At 67.8% G+C, this 18,312-nt stretch carries 22 protein-coding genes; 19 read left to right on the top strand and 3 right to left on the bottom strand.

From position 1 onward, the window contains the following. Window positions 1–2 precede the first annotated feature (2 nt). From TY51_RS00310 to cysE, 16 genes are all read left to right on the top strand, one after another. Entirely contained in the window at window positions 3–233 is a 231-nt protein-coding gene (locus TY51_RS00310; RefSeq protein WP_042244442.1) for a hypothetical protein, read from the top strand. Between the two features lie 3 nt (window positions 234–236). Further along, window positions 237–875: an HK97 family phage prohead protease gene (locus TY51_RS00305; protein WP_081994617.1), complete on the top strand. Its 639-nt coding sequence runs from the start codon at window positions 237–239 to the stop codon at window positions 873–875. After that, window positions 872–2,035: a phage major capsid protein gene (locus tag TY51_RS00300; protein ID WP_042244441.1), complete on the top strand. Its 1,164-nt coding sequence runs from the start codon at window positions 872–874 to the stop codon at window positions 2,033–2,035. Before TY51_RS00305 ends, TY51_RS00300 begins: the two co-directional genes overlap by 4 nt. A gap of 189 nt (window positions 2,036–2,224) precedes the next feature. Further along, window positions 2,225–2,839 (top strand): hypothetical protein, encoded by a 615-nt coding sequence (locus TY51_RS00295; RefSeq protein WP_042244440.1) that lies wholly within the window; start codon window positions 2,225–2,227, stop codon window positions 2,837–2,839. After that, window positions 2,839–3,177: a head-tail adaptor protein gene (locus tag TY51_RS00290; protein ID WP_042244571.1), complete on the top strand. Its 339-nt coding sequence runs from the start codon at window positions 2,839–2,841 to the stop codon at window positions 3,175–3,177. The genes TY51_RS00295 and TY51_RS00290 overlap by 1 nt, the downstream gene beginning before the upstream one ends. Next, window positions 3,174–3,593, top strand: a complete 420-nt coding sequence (locus tag TY51_RS00285; RefSeq protein ID WP_042244438.1) for a DUF3168 domain-containing protein — start codon at window positions 3,174–3,176, stop codon at window positions 3,591–3,593. The genes TY51_RS00290 and TY51_RS00285 overlap by 4 nt, the downstream gene beginning before the upstream one ends. 12 nt (window positions 3,594–3,605) lie before the next feature. Further along, entirely contained in the window at window positions 3,606–4,019 is a 414-nt protein-coding gene (locus TY51_RS00280) for a phage major tail protein, TP901-1 family (RefSeq protein ID WP_042244436.1), read from the top strand. Then, window positions 4,019–4,333 (top strand): gene transfer agent family protein, encoded by a 315-nt coding sequence (locus TY51_RS00275; protein ID WP_042244434.1) that lies wholly within the window; start codon window positions 4,019–4,021, stop codon window positions 4,331–4,333. Before TY51_RS00280 ends, TY51_RS00275 begins: the two co-directional genes overlap by 1 nt. Beyond that, window positions 4,330–4,584: a rcc01693 family protein gene (locus tag TY51_RS00270; protein ID WP_042244432.1), complete on the top strand. Its 255-nt coding sequence runs from the start codon at window positions 4,330–4,332 to the stop codon at window positions 4,582–4,584. The genes TY51_RS00275 and TY51_RS00270 overlap by 4 nt, the downstream gene beginning before the upstream one ends. After that, complete coding sequence (locus TY51_RS00265) at window positions 4,571–5,215, top strand: phage tail tape measure protein (RefSeq protein WP_042244431.1); 645 nt, start codon at window positions 4,571–4,573, stop codon at window positions 5,213–5,215. The genes TY51_RS00270 and TY51_RS00265 overlap by 14 nt, the downstream gene beginning before the upstream one ends. A 13-nt stretch (window positions 5,216–5,228) precedes the next feature. Beyond that, window positions 5,229–5,861 (top strand): DUF2460 domain-containing protein, encoded by a 633-nt coding sequence (locus TY51_RS00260; RefSeq protein WP_042244428.1) that lies wholly within the window; start codon window positions 5,229–5,231, stop codon window positions 5,859–5,861. Then, on the top strand, window positions 5,858–6,691 hold the full coding sequence (locus TY51_RS00255) for a DUF2163 domain-containing protein (RefSeq protein WP_042244427.1): 834 nt from the start codon (window positions 5,858–5,860) through the stop codon (window positions 6,689–6,691). The genes TY51_RS00260 and TY51_RS00255 overlap by 4 nt, the downstream gene beginning before the upstream one ends. Beyond that, window positions 6,684–7,109 carry an NlpC/P60 family protein gene (locus tag TY51_RS00250; RefSeq protein WP_042244425.1) on the top strand — a complete coding sequence of 142 codons (426 nt, stop codon included), beginning with the start codon at window positions 6,684–6,686 and terminating at the stop codon, window positions 7,107–7,109. The genes TY51_RS00255 and TY51_RS00250 overlap by 8 nt, the downstream gene beginning before the upstream one ends. Before the next feature lie 24 nt (window positions 7,110–7,133). Then, a complete protein-coding gene (locus TY51_RS00245; protein ID WP_042244424.1) occupies window positions 7,134–11,015 on the top strand; it encodes a glycoside hydrolase/phage tail family protein in 3,882 nt (1,293 codons plus the stop codon). Then, a complete protein-coding gene (locus TY51_RS00240; RefSeq protein ID WP_042244422.1) occupies window positions 11,005–11,715 on the top strand; it encodes a DUF2793 domain-containing protein in 711 nt (236 codons plus the stop codon). The genes TY51_RS00245 and TY51_RS00240 overlap by 11 nt, the downstream gene beginning before the upstream one ends. 77 nt (window positions 11,716–11,792) lie before the next feature. After that, window positions 11,793–12,620, top strand: a complete 828-nt coding sequence (gene cysE, locus TY51_RS00235) for a serine O-acetyltransferase (protein WP_042244420.1) — start codon at window positions 11,793–11,795, stop codon at window positions 12,618–12,620. On the opposite strand, the gene TY51_RS00230 is transcribed toward cysE, so the two are convergent. Together TY51_RS00230 and TY51_RS00225 are read right to left on the bottom strand one after the other, a co-directional pair. Further along, window positions 12,617–13,675, bottom strand: coding sequence for a quinone-dependent dihydroorotate dehydrogenase (locus TY51_RS00230; RefSeq protein WP_042244418.1), 1,059 nt, complete (start codon window positions 13,673–13,675; stop codon window positions 12,617–12,619). The two genes, cysE and TY51_RS00230, sit on opposite strands and share 4 nt — an antisense overlap. After that, on the bottom strand, window positions 13,672–14,007 hold the full coding sequence (locus TY51_RS00225; RefSeq protein WP_042244416.1) for a DUF952 domain-containing protein: 336 nt from the start codon (window positions 14,005–14,007) through the stop codon (window positions 13,672–13,674). Before TY51_RS00225 ends, TY51_RS00230 begins: the two co-directional genes overlap by 4 nt. Before the next feature lie 140 nt (window positions 14,008–14,147). Between TY51_RS00225 and TY51_RS00220 the strand changes: the two genes are divergently transcribed. The 3 genes from TY51_RS00220 (at window position 14,148) to TY51_RS00210 (ending at window position 17,813) form a co-directional block, all read left to right on the top strand. Beyond that, on the top strand, window positions 14,148–15,749 hold the full coding sequence (locus tag TY51_RS00220) for a bifunctional UDP-sugar hydrolase/5'-nucleotidase (protein ID WP_042244414.1): 1,602 nt from the start codon (window positions 14,148–14,150) through the stop codon (window positions 15,747–15,749). An 88-nt stretch (window positions 15,750–15,837) separates the two neighbouring features. Further along, window positions 15,838–16,431: a nicotinate-nucleotide adenylyltransferase gene (locus tag TY51_RS00215; RefSeq protein ID WP_042244412.1), complete on the top strand. Its 594-nt coding sequence runs from the start codon at window positions 15,838–15,840 to the stop codon at window positions 16,429–16,431. Then, the gene (locus TY51_RS00210; RefSeq protein WP_042244410.1) at window positions 16,428–17,813 is read left to right on the top strand and encodes a D-alanyl-D-alanine carboxypeptidase; all 1,386 of its coding nucleotides are present in this window, start codon (window positions 16,428–16,430) and stop codon (window positions 17,811–17,813) included. Before TY51_RS00215 ends, TY51_RS00210 begins: the two co-directional genes overlap by 4 nt. On the opposite strand, the gene TY51_RS00205 is transcribed toward TY51_RS00210, so the two are convergent. After that, window positions 17,810–18,232, bottom strand: a complete 423-nt coding sequence (locus tag TY51_RS00205) for a tellurite resistance TerB family protein (RefSeq protein ID WP_042244408.1) — start codon at window positions 18,230–18,232, stop codon at window positions 17,810–17,812. The genes TY51_RS00210 and TY51_RS00205 overlap by 4 nt on opposite strands. Between the last annotated feature and the right edge of the window lie 80 nt (window positions 18,233–18,312).

Raw genomic sequence — 18,312 nt, 5'->3', positions numbered from 1 at the left:
GCATGGAGGGGTCGCGTTTCGTCAAGGACGGGCTGTGGCACGACACGCGTCTTGAGGCGCAGGAGCGGATCATGGCGCTGCAATTCGGCCAGGTCGAGAAGCGCCTGGAGCGGATCGAGGCGATGATCGAGGGGCTGGAGCGGCGTCTGTGGATGACGGTCTATGGCGTGGTCGCCGTGATCCTGACGCAGGCCGTCCAGGGAATTTTGGAATTTGCGCCGAAGGGAGTGTGACGAATGGTTCCGGGACTTGAGGTGAAGTTCACGGGCGGGCCGCCGGTCCTGTCCGACGGGCAGGTGATCGAGGGCTATGCCAGCCTGTTCGGCCTGACCGACCAGGGGGGTGACGCGGTCCTGCCGGGCGCGTTTGCGGCGTCCCTGGGGCGGATCGCGGCACGCGGCGACAAGGTGCGGATGCTGTGGCAGCACGACCCCACCCGGCCCATCGGGGTCTGGGAGGAGGTCCGCGAGGACGGCAAGGGCCTGTGGGTCAAGGGCCGCCTGCTGCCCGAGGTGGCGCAGGCCCGCGAGGCGGCGGCACTGATCCAGGCGGGCGCGATCGACGGGTTGTCCATCGGCTATCGCACGCTGCGGGCCGAGCGTGACAAGGCCGGGCGGCGCGTCCTGGCCGAGGTCGAGCTGTGGGAGGTGTCGCTGGTGACCTTTCCGATGCTGGCCGAGGCCAAGGTCGACCGCAAGGAAACGGACGAGATGCGCGAGGTCGCCGCCCTGTTCGTGCAGGCGGCCCAGGCCTGCGGGGCGCATGAGATTTCGGACCGGGTGCGCCCGGTCCGTCACCAGGTTCAGACCTGCCCATACGGGTGGTCCGGCAACAGGGGCGCGGCCCCGATCACCGTGACGAGGAGACGACCATGACCGAGGTGAAGGCCGCGGGCGGCGGCGACATGCCAGCCGACCTGAAGGGGGCCATGATGGGGTTCGTCAGCGAACTCAAAGGCTTTCGTGAAGATATTCAAACTAAGCTCAACGCACAGGAACAGCGTATGACCATGATCGACCGCAAGACCGCCCTGCGGGGCCGCGCGCCCCTGTCCGCCACCGCAGAGGTCGAGGTGCCCCATCAGAAGGCGTTCAACGCCTATCTGCGCAGCGGCGACGATGACGGCCTGCGCGGCCTGGCGATAGAGGAGAAGGCCCTGTCGGTTGCCGGTGACGGCGGTTTTCTGGCCGCTCCCCAGGTCGCGCAGACGGTGCAGAAATTGCTGTTCTCGACCACCTCGCTGCGCCGCCTGGCGAATGTCGTGACCATCGAGGGCAGCGTCTATGAGGTGCTGGTCGAGAAGGGCGACACCGGCGCGGGCTGGGCGACCGAGGCCGCCAGCATCGAGACCGGCAACTCGCAGTTGGACCGCATCGCGATCCCCGTCCACGAGCTGTCAGCCATGCCCAAGGCCAGCCAGCGCCTGCTGGATGACGCGGCTTTCGACGTCGAGGGCTGGCTGGCGGAACGCATCGCCGACCGCTTCTCGCGGGCCGAGGCCAATGCCTTCCTGCGCGGTGACGGCGTCGACAAGCCGCGCGGCATCCTGTCCTATCCCACCGCGGCGGATGCGACGGCGACCGGCGCTCAGATCGGTTTCGTGACCACCGGGCTGTCGGGCAACTTTGCCGCGACCGCGCCGATGGATTGCCTGATCGACCTGATCTATGCCTTGGGCGCAGAATATCGCAACAACGCGTCCTTCCTGATGAACTCGAAGACCGCGGCGCGGGTGCGCAAGATGAAGGATGCCGACGGCCGCTTCCTGTGGACCGATGCGCTGAGCGTGGGTCAGGTGCCGCAGCTGCTGGGCTATCCGGTGATGATCAGCGAGGACATGCCGGACATTGCCACCAGCTCGTTCTCGATCGCGTTTGGCGACTTCCGTGCCGCCTATACGATCGTCGAGCGTCCCGACCTGCGCGTGCTGCGCGACCCGTTCAGCGCCAAGCCCCATGTCCTGTTCTATGCCACCAAGCGCGTCGGCGGCGGGGTCACCGATTTCCGCGCCGTCAAGCTGCTGCGCTTCGTCTGATCCCCGGGGGGATCGGATGAGGGAGGGGCGCGCCTGGTGCCGGGCATTCCGGTTTAGCAACTGTCCGCGCGCGCTGATGGCTGGCGCGCGGCGCGCCCCGTTTCCCTTTGCCTGCAAGACAGCCGGGGCCCCGTTCGGGGGCCCCGCCTTTGGTGGAACATGCGGACGGCACGACGGGAGGTTCGCAACATGATGCTGATAGAGGAAACGGCGCCCGCGGCGGAGGCGCTGCCGGTGGCCGCCCTGCGCGCGCATTTGCGTCTGGCCCAAGGGTTTGAAGGGCCGGATGACGCCGCGGAGACGGCGGCACTGGCGGGCTTTCTGCGTGCCGCGATCGCCACGATCGAGGGGCGTACCGGCAAGGTGCTGCTGAAGCGGCGGTTTCGGATGCAGCTGGACGATTGGCGCGACCGGCTTGGCCAGTCACTGCCGCTGGCGCCCGTGCATTCGGTCGAGCGGATCGAGATCGACGACGGGGACGGCACGCTGACCATGCTGCCCCCTGAGGGGTGGCGGCTGGTGCCCGACGGACAGCGTCCCGCGATCCTGCCCACCGGGGTCGTGCTGCCGTCGATCCCGCGGCGGGGGTCCGTCACCGTGACGTTCCTGGCGGGATTTGGCGATACCTGGGCCGAGGTACCGGCCGATCTGGCACAGGCGGTGATCCTGCTTGCGGCGCGCTATTATGACGACCGCAGCCAGGACGGGCTGCGCCATGCGCTGCCCTTTGGCGTCAGCGCCCTGATCGAGCGGTGGCGTGCTGTCCGCACCCTGGCCGGGCGCGGCAACCGGGAGTGGCGCTGATGGCGGCCCCGGACCTGTCGACCCGGCTAGCGCTGGAGACGTCCGACCGTATCGCCGACGGCCTTGGCGGGTACGAGACGCGGTGGCGTCAGCTGGGCTGGCTTTGGGGGCAGATGGAGGCGCGGTCGGGTCGGGAACAGGGGACCGGCGCGGGAATGATCAGCGTCGTCCAGTGGCGCATCACGCTGCGCGGTGCGCCGGTCGGCGACGCACGCAGGCCCCGGCCCGGACAGAGGCTGCGCCAGGGAACACGGTTGTTTCAGATCGAGGCGGTCGCGGAAAGCGATCCGTCCGGTCGCTATCTGGACTGCTTTGCGCGCGAGGAGGATCTGACATGAGCTATGGGGCAGGGGTCGCCTTGCAGGCGGCCGTCTATCAACAGTTGCGCACGAGCGAGGCGCTGGCGGACCTGGTGGGCGATGCGATCTTTGACGCGATGCCGGTGACGGCACCAAGCGGGATCTATGTCTCGCTTGGTCCCGAGGAGGTGCGCGACGCAAGTGATTCGACAGCACGCGGGTCGCGGCATGATTTCGTGATTTCCGTCATGGCGGGCAGCGACAGCGGCGCCGGCTTTGGCGCAGTCAAGGCCGCGGCCGTCGCCGTGGCCGACGCGCTGGAGGCGGGCGGCTTGGTGCTGTCGCGCGGCCAGTTGGCGGGTTTGTGGTTCCTGCGCGCAACCGCGCGCCGGGTGAAAAGCGGTGCGGCGCGTCAGGTCGACCTGACCTTTCGCGCGCGCATCGATCTGAACTGAGGAGACGGGACAATGGCAGTGCAAAGCGGACGTGATCTGCTGATCAAGATGGACATGTCGGGCAACGGCACGTTCGAGACCGTGGCGGGCCTGCGTGCGACGCGCCTGTCCTTCAACGCCGACACCGTCGACGTGACCAGCATGGACAGCACCGGCGGCTGGCGGGAACTGCTGGGCGGGGCCGGTGTGCGCAGTGCGTCGATCGCAGGCTCGGGTGTGTTCCGCGACGCGGCCACCGACGGTCGCGCCCGCCAGGCGTTCTTTGACAGCGAGATCCCGCTGTTCCAGGTCATCATCCCGGATTTCGGCACCGTCGAGGGACGGTTCCAGATCACCGGTCTGGAATACGCCGGCAGCCACGACGGAGAGGCGACGTACGAGATGTCGCTGTCCTCGGCCGGGGCGCTGACCTTCGTGGCGCTGTGATGGCCAATCCCATGCGCGGCGAGGTGTCGCTGATGCTGGACGGCCGGCCGCATGTCGCGCGGCTGACCCTTGGCGCCCTGGCCGAGCTGGAATCGCAACTGGAGGCGGATGGGCTGACCGGGCTGGTCGCGCGTCTGGATTCCGGGCGGTTTTCCAGCCGCGAGATCCTGGCCGTCCTGGTGGCCGGGTTGCGTGGCGGCGGCTGGACCGGGCAGGCGGGCGACCTGACGGCGGTGCAGATCGACGGCGGTCCGCTGGAGGCCGCCCGTATCGCCGCGCGCCTGCTGGCCTTGGCCTTTCGGGCGCCTGCATGACCGGGCGTGGGGGGGGGCTGGACTGGGCCGGTCTGATGCGGGCCGGCCTGCAGGGCCTGCGCCTGCATCCCGACCAGTTCTGGGCGCTGACCCCGGCGGAGTTGGGGCTGATGCTGGGCATTAGCCCGACGGCCCCCCGCATGACCCGCGACCGGCTGGACGATCTGGCGGCCCGATATCCCGACGCGCCCGCACCGGCGGGCGCGTCCTTGGCTGAAACGACGGGGGACCATCGAGATGACGACACGTGACGGGACCGGCGCTGCGCTGGACCAAATGGACGAGGATCTGGGCCGCAATTCCCGCATGACGCAGGAATTCCAGGCCGAACTGGGCCGGCTGCGCCAGTCGATGATGTTCACCACGCGCGAAGTCGGCACCCTGTCGTCAGGGCTGGAGCGCGGGTTGGGGCGGGCCATCGACGGTCTGGTCCTGGACGGCGGCAAGCTGTCGGATGCGCTGAAATCGATCGGCCAGTCGCTGGCCGACACCGTGTACGGGATTGCGATGAAACCGGTCGAGAACGCGCTTGCGGGTTCCATCGCTGGCGGCATCGGGGGAATGCTGGGCGGGGTGATGCCCTTTGCCAAGGGCGGGGCATTCGCAAACGGCCGTGCGATGGCCGGAGACGTGGTGTCCGGTCCGACCGCATTTCCGATGCGCGGCGGACAGGGGCTGATGGGCGAGGCCGGGCCGGAGGCGATCATGCCGCTGCGGCGCGGTCCGGATGGCAAGCTGGGCGTCGCTTCGGCCGGGGGCGGGGGATCGGTGAACGTGACGTTCAACATCCAGACCCCCGATGTGGCCGGGTTCCAGCGCAGCCAGTCGCAGATCGCGGCGCAGATGTCGCGCGTGCTGGCACGCGGCGACCGCAACAGCTGAGAGGAGGCGACAGATGGCCTTTCACGAGGTGAGATTTCCGACGAACCTGTCATTCGGCGCCAGCGGCGGGCCTGAGCGGCGCACCGAGATCGTGGCCTTGGCCAGCGGGTTCGAAGAACGCAACACGCCCTGGACGCACGCTCTTCGTCGCTTTGACGCGGGAATGGGGCTGCGGTCGCTGGACGACCTGTCCGACGTCATCGCGTTCTTCGAGGCGCGGGCGGGACAGCTGCACGGGTTCCGGTGGAAGGATTGGTCCGACTACAAGAGCTGCCTGCCTTCCGCGGCCCCGGCATTCGGCGATCAAGTGATCGCTGTTGGCGACGGTCGGACGCGCGCGTTCCCGCTGTCGAAAGCCTATCGGTCCGGTGCGACGGTCTATCGTCGTCCGGTGACCAAGCCGGTCCAGGGATCGGTGCGCGCGGGGATCGGCGGTGCCGAAGTGTTCGTCGGCATCAACTATGCCGTCGATCATCTGACCGGACGCGTCATCTTTGACGAGGCACCGGAGGCAGGAGCGGACATCTCTGCCGGGTTCGAGTTCGACGTTCCGGTGCGGTTCGATACCGATAGTATCGCGGTTTCCGTCGCGTCGTTCCAGGCGGGCCAGGTGCCGGACATTCCGGTCGTGGAGGTGCGGGTATGACGACCACGACGCTTGCACGGGCATGGTCCGTACGCCGCGCCGACGGGCTGACGCTTGGGTTTACCGATCATGACCAGCGGCTGGCCTTTGGCGGGGTGACCTTTCGTCCCGATCGTGGCCTGACCGCGCGGGCGCTGGTGCAGGGTACGGGTCTGTCGGTCGACAACTCGGAGGCCGTCGGCGCCCTGAACGACGACGCGATCACCGAGCGCGACCTGATGGCGGGCCGGTGGGATCAGGCCGAACTGCGCATGTGGGAGGTCGACTGGAGCGACGTCGCCCGCCGCAAGCTGGTGTTCCGCGGGTCGTTGGGCGAGGTCTCTCGCGCGAACGGCGCGTTCCGGACCGAGCTTCGCGGCCTGTCCGAGGCGTTGAATGCGCCGCAGGGGCGGGTCTATCACCCCCGGTGCAGCGCGCGTCTTGGGGATGGCGCCTGCAAGGTCGACCTGGCCTCTGAAACCCTGAGCGTGCTGCGCCAGGTTCAGGGGATGGACGAGGGGCGCGTCTTTACGTTCACTGCGTTTCCGGCCTTTGACGCCTCGTGGTTCGACCATGGTCGGCTGGAGGTCCTGTCGGGGGCAGCGCAGGGTCTGCACGGTGCGATCAAGAACGACACCGCACGTCCCGGCGGTCAAAGGATCATCGAGCTGTGGTCCGGCTTGGGCATCCTGCCCGCCACGGGCGACCAGATCCGGCTGACAGCCGGTTGCGACAAGGCGGCATCCACGTGCCGGCTGAAGTTCCGCAACCATCTGAACTTCCGCGGCTTCCCGCATCTGCCGTCCGAGGATTGGCTGATGGCCCCCCAGGCCGGGCGCCGGAATGGATAGCGCGGTCGTCCACGCGGCCCGATTGTGGCTGGGCACGCCCTATGTCCATCAGGCCAGCGTACGGGGCTGCGGTGCCGATTGCCTTGGGCTGATCCGCGGGGTCTGGCGGGACCTGCACGGGGCTGAGCCCGAAGTGCCCCCCGCCTATACCGCGGATTGGGCCGAGTGCGGCAGCACCGAAGTGCTGCTGTCCGCGGCCATGCGCCATCTGTGCCCGGTCGACAATGCCGAGTGGTTACCGGGGCAGGTGCTGCTGTTTCGGATGCGACAGGGCGCGATCGCCAAGCACCTGGGCATCCTGTCCGCCGCCGGTGACGCCCCGCGGTTTGTGCATGCCTATACCGGCCACGGCGTCATCGACAGTCCGCTGACCCCGCCGTGGCAATCCAGGATCGTGGCGCGGTTCCGCTTTCCCTGACCAATTCGAACGAAGGAGGCCCTTATGGCCACGATTGTCCTGTCTGCCGTGGGTGCATCGCTTGGCGGAGGTTTCGGAGGGGCGGTCCTTGGGCTGTCGGGTGCCGTTCTGGGCCGCGCGGCGGGTGCCGTTCTGGGCCGCGCCATCGACCAGCGTCTGCTGGGCGGGGGGGCGAAGGCCGTCGAGACGGGTCGCATCGACCGCCTGCGCATCCAGACCGCCGGAGAGGGCATGGCCATCCCCCGGATCTGGGGTCAGATGCGCGTGCCAGGTCATGTCATCTGGGCATCCGACCTGGAGGAGGTCGCGCGAACCGAAAACGCGGGCGGCGGCAAGGGCGCCCCCAGCACTCAGGTGACCCAGATCAGCTATCGCCTGTCTGTGGCCGTGGCGCTGGCCGAGGGTCCGATCCTGTCCGTGGGCCGGGTCTGGGCCGATGGTGAGGAGATCGCGCAGGCCGATATGAACATGCGCATCTATCGCGGCGGCGAGGCGCAGATGCCCGACCCCGTCATCGCCGCCATCGAGGGCGATGCGGCCCCCGCCTATCGCGGGACGGCCTATGTCGTCCTGGAGAACCTGGGCCTGGAGCGTTGGGGCAACCGCATGCCGCAGCTGAGCTTTGAGGTGACGTGCCCGGCGCGTGACGGCAGCGGCCTGTCGCGTGATGTGCGCGCCGTCGCCCTGATTCCCGGCACCGGAGAGTATTCGCTGGCCACCACGCCCGTTACCGAAGGCGGCGATCTGGGTGAAAGCCGCAGCTTCAACATCAACACGCCGATGGGCGGGACCGATTTTCGCGCCTCGCTGGATGTGCTGGGGCGCGAGTTGCCGAACGTGGGGTCGGTGTCGCTGATCGTGTCATGGTTCGGCAGCGACCTGCGGATCGGTCAATGCAAGGTCGAACCCAAGGTCGAATATCGTCAGGTCGACGGGGCCGAGATGCTGTGGCGCGCCGGCGGCATCGCGCGCGCCGACGCGGCCGAGGTATCGCGCAAGGATGGACGTCCGATCTATGGCGGCACGCCATCTGACCGGTCGGTGATCGAGGGGCTGCGGGCGCTGTCGGCGTCAGGTCGCAAGGCGATCTTCTATCCGTTCATCCTGATGGAGCAGCTGGGCGGCAACGGACTGGCCGACCCCTATGGCGCGACCGAACAGCCGGTCATGCCCTGGCGCGGTCGCATCACGACCAGCGTCGCGCCGGGCCGACCCGGTACGACAGACGGCACGGCGGCTGCGGTCGATCAGGTCGCGGCATTCTTCGGTTCGGCCGCGCCTGGTGATTTCGCACGCAACGGAGAAACCGTCACCTATTCCGGCCCATCCGAATGGTCGTATCGCCGGTTCATCCTGCACTATGCCCATGTCTGCGCGGCGGCGGGGGGGATCGACGCCTTCCTGATCGGATCGGAGATGGTCGCGATGACCCAGATCCGCGGTCCTGGAAACAGCTATCCCGCCGTCGCCGCCTTGCGCCGGTTGGCCGCCGATGTCCGCACCATCCTGGGGCCGAACGTCAAGATCGGCTATGCCAGCGACTGGTCCGAATACTTCGGCCATCATCCAGGAAACGGAGAGCTGTTCTTTCACCTGGACCCGCTGTGGGCCGATCCGAACATCGATTTCATCGGCATCGACAACTATATGCCGCTGTCGGACTGGCGCGATGGCGACGATCATCTGGATGCATCCTGGGGTCGGATCGACAACATCGCCTATCTGCGTGCCAACGTCGCGGGGGGCGAAGGGTACGACTGGTTCTATGCCAGCGATGCGGACCGTCTGGCGCAGAACCGTACGCCCATCACCGACGGCGCCTATGACGAGGCCTGGGTCTGGCGGTACAAGGATTTGACGGCATGGTGGCAGAACCTGCACTACAACCGTCCTGGTGGCGTCCGACAGAGAGAGGCCACGGCCTGGGTGCCGGGGTCCAAGCCGATCTGGTTCACCGAGTTCGGGTGCGCCGCCCTGGACAAGGCGACGAACCAGCCGAACAAGTTCCTGGACGCAATGTCGTCCGAAAGCATGTTGCCGCATTTTTCCAACGGCACACGAAACGACGCGATCCAGGCCGCCTATGTCGAGGCGACGATGTCGCATTGGCGCGATCCGGCGAACAATCCGGTCAATGCCGATGGCATGCGGATGCTGGATGTAGACCGCGCGCATGTCTGGTGCTGGGACGCGCGCCCCTATCCGGCCTTTCCGGGGCGGGGTGACCTGTGGTCGGACGGTCCCGCGTGGGATCGCGGTCACTGGCTGAACGGGCGCGCGGGTGCGGTCACGCTGCGCGCGGTGGTGACGGACATCTGCCGGGGCGCCGGGCTGACCGCCGTCGATGTGTCGGGAATATCGGGGGTGGTGCGCGGCTATGCGCTGCAGGGGTCGGAGTCCGGACGGGCGGCGTTGCAGCCGCTGATGTTGGCGCATGGGTTCGACGCGGTCGAGCGTGACGGCGTGCTGAAGTTCGTCGCCCGCGACGGGCTGGCGCGGGTCCAGATCGGCCCGGACGACCTTGCCATTGCGGGAGAGGTGACCGGGTTCGAAACAGTCCGCCAGATGGAATCGGCGAATATCGGTCACCTGCGTCTGAGCCATGTCGCGGCAGGCGGTGATTACGCGGTTGCGACTGCGGAGGCCAGCCTGGCCGATGCGGACCGTCGCGCGGTGTCGGAAAGCGAACTGGCCATGGTGCTGACCCGGCCCGAAGGGCGCGCCATCACGGACCGCTGGATCGCCGAAGCCGAGGTGGCGCGTGACACCGCGCGGTTCGCATTGCCGCCGTCGTGTGCCGACCTTGGTCCGGGCGACGTCATCGTGACGCGGATGCCGGGTCAGGAAAGCCGCCGGTGGCGGATCGACCGAGTCGAACGGGCAGGTGCCATCACCGTTGACGCGGTGCGCGTGGATCCAGGCCTATACACGCCGCGCCTGGCCCATGAGGACCAAGACGGGATCGGGCGCTATCTGCCACCGATGCCCGTCTTTCCGGTCTTCATGGACCTGCCGCTGCTGCGCGGGGACGAGGTACCGCATGCGCCGTGGCTGGCGGTCGCGGCCCATCCCTGGCCGGGATCCGTCGCGGTGTATGGATCGGCCGAGGCCGAGGGTGGGTTCGACCTGAACCTGATGCTGCAGCGCCGGGCGCTGATCGGTCGCACGCTGACGCCGTTGGGGCGGGCAAGTCCCGGCCTGATCGACCGGGGCGATCCGTTGCGTCTGCGGATGATCCGCGACCCGCTGCGGTCGGTGACTGAACGGGCGCTGTTGTCTGGGGCCAACGCGATGGCCATCGGTGACGGCACCCTGAACCGGTGGGAGATCATCCAGTTCGCGGGTGCCGAACTGGTGGCCCCCGATACCTGGCAGATCAGCCGCAGGCTGCGCGGACAGGCCGGTACCGATGCGGTCATGCCGGATGTCTGGCCCGCCGGCAGCCTGGTCGTCCTGTTGGATGGCGGCCCACGTCAGGTCGATCTGCCGCCTTCCACCCGCGGGCAGGAGCGGTTCTGGCGGATCGGTCCGGCCCTGCGTGCGCCGGATGACGCAAGCTATCGCAGCCGCATGACGGTGGCGCCGGGGATCGGGCTGCGGCCCTATGCTCCCTGTCACCTGCGCAGGCAGGGCAATGACATCACCTGGATCCGGCGCAGCCGGATCGAGGGCGATGGCTGGGACGGCGCCGACATCCCGTTGGGCGAGGATTCGGAACGCTACCTGTTGCGCCTGATCCAAGCTGGACAGGTCATCGCCGAGACGCAGACGCAGACCCCGTCATGGACCATCCCCGCGGCGGTCCGTGACCAGTTGCAGCCAGGACAGGTCACGATCGAGGTGGCCCAATTGTCGCAGACCTTCGGGCGCGGCCCCTTTGCAAGGAGAGACTTCGATGCCCAGTGAGACCAACCGCCTTCAGATGTCGCTGCTGCAGCCTGCCCAGGCCCAGAAGCATGTCACCGTCAACGAGGCGCTGATGCGGCTGGACGGCATGGTAAACCTTGTGCTGCAAAGCGTGTCGACATCGGCGCCCCCGTTGGCGGTGCTGGACGGCCAGTGCTGGGGCGTTCCCGCCGCGCCCTCCGGGGCGTGGGTGGGGCAGGCAGGACGCATCGCCATCGGATCCAACGGCGGGTGGGTCTTCCTGCCGCCCGCCCGCGGCATGTGCGGCTTTGTCGCGGACAGAGGGGTCGAGGCCATCCACGACGGCACCGCCTGGATCGTCGGTGCGCTGAGCGTGGGCAGCCGGGGGTCGGGCCTGGTCGCGGGCATGGCCGAGGGAGAGGTCGTGCTGGGCACGGGCAACAGCATGGTGTCCGGGGTATTCATCCCGGCCGGCGCGCTGGTCATCGGTGCGGTCGGGCGGGTTACTGCCGCCTTGACAGGTCCGTTGACCGGTTGGCGTCTTGGCACGGCGGGGGCGCTGAACCGGTTCGGACAGGGCTTGGGCAAGCAGCAGGATTCCTGGGCGCGCGGGATACTGGGGTCGCCCATGGCCTATTACCAGGCCGAACCGCTGATCGTGACGTCAGAGGGGGGCAACTTTACCGGCGGCCGCATCTCTCTGGCGGTGCATTGGCTGGAAATGCGCCTGCCAAGCTGATCGACCGGGCCCGCCCGTCTTTTCCCGGACCGCATTCTGCCCTATGTAAGGGGTCTGACAGACCGGGCGGGCCCAAGATGAACATGCTGCACACCGAAAAGACACCGCTGTCGCTGGACCGGGACGCGATCTGGGCGCAGCTGTGCGACGAAGGACGTGCGGCCGCCGCCGCGGAGCCGTTGCTGGGCGCGCTGATCCATGCCGGCCTGTTGCATCACAAGAGCCTGGAGGCCGCGCTGGCCTATCGGCTGTCGCTGAAGTTGGCCTCCGGCGAGATGAGCGAACAGATCCTGCGCGAGATCGCGGATCACGCCTATGCCAACGCCCCCGAACTGGGCGACGCCGCCCGGGCCGATCTGATGGCCGTCTATGACCGCGATCCGGCGACGCATCGGCTGATCCAGCCGCTGCTGTTCTTCAAGGGGTTCCAGGCGCTGCAGGCCTATCGGATGGCGCATTGGCTGTGGCAGCAGGACCGCAAGGATCTGTCCTATTTCGTGCAGATGCGGTGTTCAGAATGCTTTGGCGTGGATATCCATCCGGCCGCGCGCATCGGTACCGGGATCATGATGGATCACGCGCATTCCATCGTCATTGGAGAGACCGCGACGGTCGGCAATGACGTGTCGATGCTGCATTCGGTCACGCTTGGCGGGACCGGCAAGGAGGATGGCGACCGCCATCCCAAGATCGGCGACGGTGTGCTGATCGGCGCGGGTGCCAAGGTTCTGGGCAATATCCGCGTGGGCCACCATTCGCGGATCGCTGCCGGTTCAGTCGTCCTGCACGAGGTGCCGTCCTGTAAGACCGTCGCGGGCGTTCCCGCACGCGTGATCGGCGATGCCGGCTGCCCAGAGCCGTCGCACAGCATGAACCAGTTGCTGGGCGTCGAGGATTATACCTAGATCCAGTCAGCGCTGCCGCTGCCCCTCAGCTCGTCCAGTGTGATGCGCTGATGTGCCAGCCGGTCGTCCACCGCCTGCGCAAGGCGGGGTGCGATCGACAGTCCCTGATAGATCATCGCCGAATAGACTTGCACCGCCGTGGCGCCCGCCCGCACCTTCTCCCAGACATCGTCGGGACCGAAGATGCCGCCGACCCCGATCAGCGGCATGGTGCCATTCGTCTCGCGGTGCAGCAGGGCTAGGACCCGGGTCGATCTGGCGAACAGCGGTCGCCCGGACAGCCCGCCCCCCTGTGCAGCATGCGGTCCGGTGATGCCATCGCGGGACAGGGTCGTATTGGTCGCAATGATCCCGTCCAGACCGGCATTCATGGCCACCGAGGCGACTTGGGCGATTTCCGCGTCGGTCAGGTCCGGTGCGATCTTGACGAAGACCGGCACGCGCAGTGCCAGGCCGTCCCGCGCGGCCAACACCCGGTCCAGCAGGGCAGACAGCGCGTCCGCACCCTGGAGGTCGCGCAGTCGTTCCGTATTTGGCGACGACACGTTGACGGTCACGAAATCGGCTGAATGACCGGCCATTCGCAGGACTTGGGCGAAATCCTCGGCTCGATCCTCGCTGTCCTTGTTGGCCCCAAGGTTCAGACCCACAGGCACGCCCGCAGGCCGCGCGGCCAGGCGTTGGCTGATCACCGCCGCACCCTCGTTGTTGAAGCCGAAGCGGTTGATGATGGCCTGTTGCCCGGTCAGTCGGAACAGACGCGGCTTGGGGTTGCCCGGCTGCGGGCGCGGGGTCGCGGCGCCGACCTCCAGAAACCCGAAGCCCGACCGCATCAGAGGCGCGATGACCCGCGCATTCTTGTCATATCCCGCCGCAAGGCCGATCGGGTTGGGCAGCGCCATTCCGGCCAGCGAGACCTTCAACCGGTCGGACGTGACCGCCGCCCCGTGCAATGGCACCACGCCGCGTTCCAGCGCCGCGATCGACAGGTCATGCGCCCGTTCCGGGTCCATGCGGTGCAGCGCGGCAAGCCCCAGCTTTTCGATCATGCTCATGGCGCGATCCCCGTAACGTGGCCGTCGTCGGTCAGTGCAATGGGACGCGACCACAGGATGTCCGACAGGGTCAACGCGCGATACAAGTGCGGGAACAGCGCCCCGCCGCGCGACGGTTCCCACCGAAGATCGGGCGCCATGGCGTGGGGATCGCAGGCCAGCAGGACCAGCCCATCCTCGTTCGCAAAGTGCTTGGACAGCGTCACAGGCAGCTGCTCGGCCGTCGAGAAATGGATGTAGCTATCGGCCAGATCAATAGGCGCCCCGAGGGTGCGGCCGTCCTGCTGCATCTGGGCCCATTCGGCCGCGCGGAATACCTTGAAGATCTGCATGGCCGCATTTGCCTCTGCACGGGGCGGTGGGTCAAGACGTCATCGTCTTCCGGCATCCCTTGGACCTGAAGGTTTGACCCGCCGTGCCGGCTGCGCCAAGCTGCCGGGGCCAACCAACAGGGCCACATAGGGAATCAGGGATGACACGACGCCTTCTTGCCGCCGCATCCGCCATCGCGCTGTTCGCAGGAACAGCGCAGGCCGAAACCGTTCTGCACATTCTTCACACGAATGACGTCCACAGCCGGATCGAGCCGATCAGCGACCGCGACAGCACCTGCGACGCGGAACAGACCGCCGCGGGCGAATGCTTTGGCGGGATGGCCCGCATCGCCACCAAGATCAATGAATTGCGCGACCAGATCACCGCCGAGGGCGGAAACGTCATCGTGCTGGACGCGGGCGACCAGTATCAGGGATCGCTGTTCTACACGACCTACAAGGGCACCGAGGTGGTCGAGTTCATGAACGCCATCGGCTATGACGCGATGGCGGTGGGCAACCACGAATTCGACGACGGTCCCGAAGGCCTGGCCGTCCTGACCGATGGCGTCGACTTTCCGGTCCTTTCCAGCAACATCGACGTGTCGCAATCGAACGTGCTGGCCGACAAGGTCGCCAAGCACACCATCCTGGAAGTCGGCGACCAGAAGATCGGCATCGTGTCCGCCTTGGCGATGGACACGCCCGAGACCGCATCCCCCGGTCCAAACGTGATCTTTCAGGACGACGCCGACAGCCTTGCCGCAGCCGCGGCGGAACTGGCCGATCAGGGTGTCGACAAGGTCATCGCCCTGACCCATGTGGGCTATCTTCGCGACCTGGAACTGGCGGCCGAGGTGCCGGGGATCGACGCGATCATCGGCGGTCATTCCCACACCCTGCTGGGCGACATGGAGGGCGCGACAGCGGCCTATCCGACCATGGTTGACGGGGCAGACGGCGCGCAGGTGCCGGTGGCGCAGGTCTATGCCTATGGCAAGTACCTGGGCCATCTGACGCTGACCTTCGACGATGCGGGGGTCCTGACGTCGGTCGAGGGGGAACCCATCCTGCTGGACGCCTCGGTCGCCGAGGACGAGGCGATCGCCGCCCGCGTGGCCGAGATGGCCGAACCCATTGCCGCGCTGCGCGAGGAGGTTGTGGCCAGCACCTCGGCCCCGATCAACGGAGATCGCGATGTCTGCCGCGCCAAGGAATGCGAGATGGGCAATCTGGTGGCCGACGCGATGCTGGACCGTGTCGCTGATCAGGGCGTGACCATCGCCATCCAGAACGGCGGCGGGCTGCGCGCGTCGATCGACGCGGGCGAGGTGACCATGGGCGAGGTCTATACCGTCCTGCCGTTCCAGAACGTCCTGGCGACGTTCCAGCTGACCGGCGCCGATGTCGTCTCCGCGTTGGAGAACGGCGCCAGCCAGTACGAGGAGGCCGCTGGCCGCTTTGCGCAGGTTGCGGGTCTGAAATACACGGTCGATCCGGCGGCTGGATCTGGCGCCCGCATCAGCGAGGTGATGGTCCAGCAGGATGGCGAATGGGTGCCCATCGATCCCGCGGCGACCTATGGCGTGGCCACCAACAACTACATGCGCGGTGGCGGCGACGGATACGACGTCTTCGCGACGAACGGCCAGAACGCGTATGACTTCGGCCCCGATCTGGCCGAAGTGGTCGCGGCCTATCTGGGTGCGCAGCAGGACGGCTATGCCCCCTACGAGGACGGTCGCATCACCGTCAAGTGACGCATCGGGATGCCGGGCCGCTGGTCCGGCATCCCTTTTTCCCATTCCCGCGCTTGGCGCGCTCGCTGCCTTGCGCTAATCGGACGGGATGCGAATGGGCTTCCCCCTCGCGCGGCCAGGCCAGCGCATCGGCATTCTGGGCGGGTCCTTCGATCCGGCCCATCAGGGGCACCTGCTGATCAGCCAGGTCGCCCTTCGCAGGCTGGGTCTTGACCGGGTCTGGTGGCTGGTCTCTCCCGGAAATCCGCTCAAGGCGCATGGCCCGGCGCCGTTGGACGCGCGCATGGCCGCCGCCCGCGCATTGGCTCGCGATCCCCGCATCCTTGTCACCGACGTTGAGGCTAGGCTGGGCCTGCGCAAGACGGCGGACACGCTGCTCGCGCTGACGCGCCTGTATCCGGGGGTGCGGTTCGTCTGGCTGATGGGGTCGGACAACATGGTGCAGTTCCATCACTGGGACCGCTGGCGCGCCATCGCGGCGCAGGTGCCGATTGCCGTCATGGCCAGACCCGGATCGCGGCTGGCCGCGCGCCACGCTGTCGCGGCCACAATCCTGCGCCGTGCGCGCCTGCCCGAAACGCGCGCCGCCCTGCTGGCACAGGCCAAGCCGCCGGCTTGGGTGCTGCTGAACCTTCCGATGTCCGGCCTGTCCTCGACAGAACTGCGCAGGGGGCTGCCATGACGCTGAGCCGACGCCGCATGCTGACCATGATGGCAGCAGCCACCCTGGCCCCGGGGTCTCTGTCGGCGCAGGGGCTGGACATGCGCCCCCGGCCGCGACCCATCCCCGAACCCGGCGATCTGGTGGCGCGGTCCGGGCTGCCTGGTCGGGTGGCGTTTGCGCTGACCGACGGGACCGAACCGCTGGCGCTGCGCCAGGCTGCGGCATTGCTGGCCCCGGCCAGCACGATGAAGGCGATTACCGCGCTTTACGGCTTGGACCGTCTTGGCCCCGCGCACCGCTTTCGGACGCGGGTGATCCGGGCGGGCGACACGCTGATCCTGGCGGGCGGCGGCGACCCGGTGCTGACCACGGACGATCTGGCGCAGCTTGCCGACGAACTTGCGGCGCTGAGGACCGCAAGCCCTGCGCGATTTGCGGTCTGGGGCAGGGCCTTGCCTGCCATCCCGGAGATCGCCGCCGAACAGGACGATCACCTACCGTACAATCCCGCCATTTCCGGGCTGATGCTGAATTTCAACCGCGTCCACCTGGGATGGACCCGCGTCGGCGTCGACCACCAGATCAGCGTCGAGGCGCGCGCGGCCAGCCATTCGCCCCGTGCCTATACCATCACGGCGATGCCGGGCGACCAGTCGGACCTGTTCACCTATCGCCATGATCTGGAGCGGGAATACTGGACGGTGTCGCGCGCGGCGATGGGCCGGTCGGGCAGCCGCTGGCTGCCGGTGCGCCTGCCCGAACTCTATGCGGCGGACGTGTTCCAGACGCTGTGCCGGGCCCGCGGCTTGGTCCTGCCCGCGCCAGAGGTGATCGACCGTCTGCCGCAGGGCCAGGACATCGCGCATCACGACAGTCCCCCGGTTGAGGCGCTGGTCCGCGACATGCTGGAATACTCCACCAACCTGACCGCCGAGGCGCTTGGCCTGCACGCCAGCGGCGCCTCCGATCTGGTGCAATCGGCGCAGGCGATGCGCGGCTGGCTGGACGGGCTGGGGCAGGGGATGCGTCTGGCCGATCATTCGGGCCTGTCGGATGCCAGCCGGATCAGCCCCTATGCGATGACGCGCATCCTGGCGGGGCCGGGGCGCGATCTGCTGCTGTCGCGGCTGATGCGCCGCAACCCGCTTGCCGACGACGACCATCCGGTCATGGCGCCGGTCGCGGCCAAGACCGGCACGTTGAACTTCGTGTCGAACCTCGCGGGCTACGTCACCGGGCCGTCAGGGACCGAAGGCGTCTTTGCGATCTTCTGCGCCGATGCCGAACGGCGCAGCGCCGCCATCGGAGAGGAACAGCCCGCCGGCGTCAGCACCTGGACCCGGCAGGCCAAGGCGCTGCAGGCCGAACTGCTGAACAGTTTCGCGGGCCGCCTGGCCTAGACCGTCATGTGGCGCACGCGGGCCGACAGCTCGATCGCGGCGGCGTGCAGGCGGCTGATGTTCAGCTGGTCGCGGATCTCGGCCAGCATCATCACCTCTCCCTCGTACAGGCGGCCGTCGGCGGCCCCCACGTCGCAGGCCAGCGCATAGGCGGTCTCGAACAGCTTCTCGGGCAGCGCGTCGCGGATCAGGCCGAACAGCGCGTCCACGCCATCCTCCTCCTCGAACAGCGTCATCACGGTCTGGCTGATGGGCCGGATGCGGTCGTCGTCATAGGAGGCAAAGACCGGCGCGTGGTCCACCATGCGCTGGATCGCCACCAGTTCGGACGTTCGGATGGTGCTGTCCGAGCAGGACACCGCCACCATCACCGCGACAAGCGCGTCGCAGGGGGACAGGGAAGGCAGGTCGATGGTCATGGCACTCTCCGGTTCGTTCGGGTGCAAATTATTGACGATCTGCGACGCTTTCAATAAGCGTTCCGGACCTCAACAGGAGA

Origin of the sequence: Paracoccus sp. PAMC 22219 (assembly GCF_000787695.1) — a bacterium.
Taxonomy (GTDB): domain Bacteria; phylum Pseudomonadota; class Alphaproteobacteria; order Rhodobacterales; family Rhodobacteraceae; genus Paracoccus.
The sequence above is the reverse complement of the archived record's forward strand: the minus strand, read 5'-3'. Positions and strand labels throughout refer to the sequence as shown.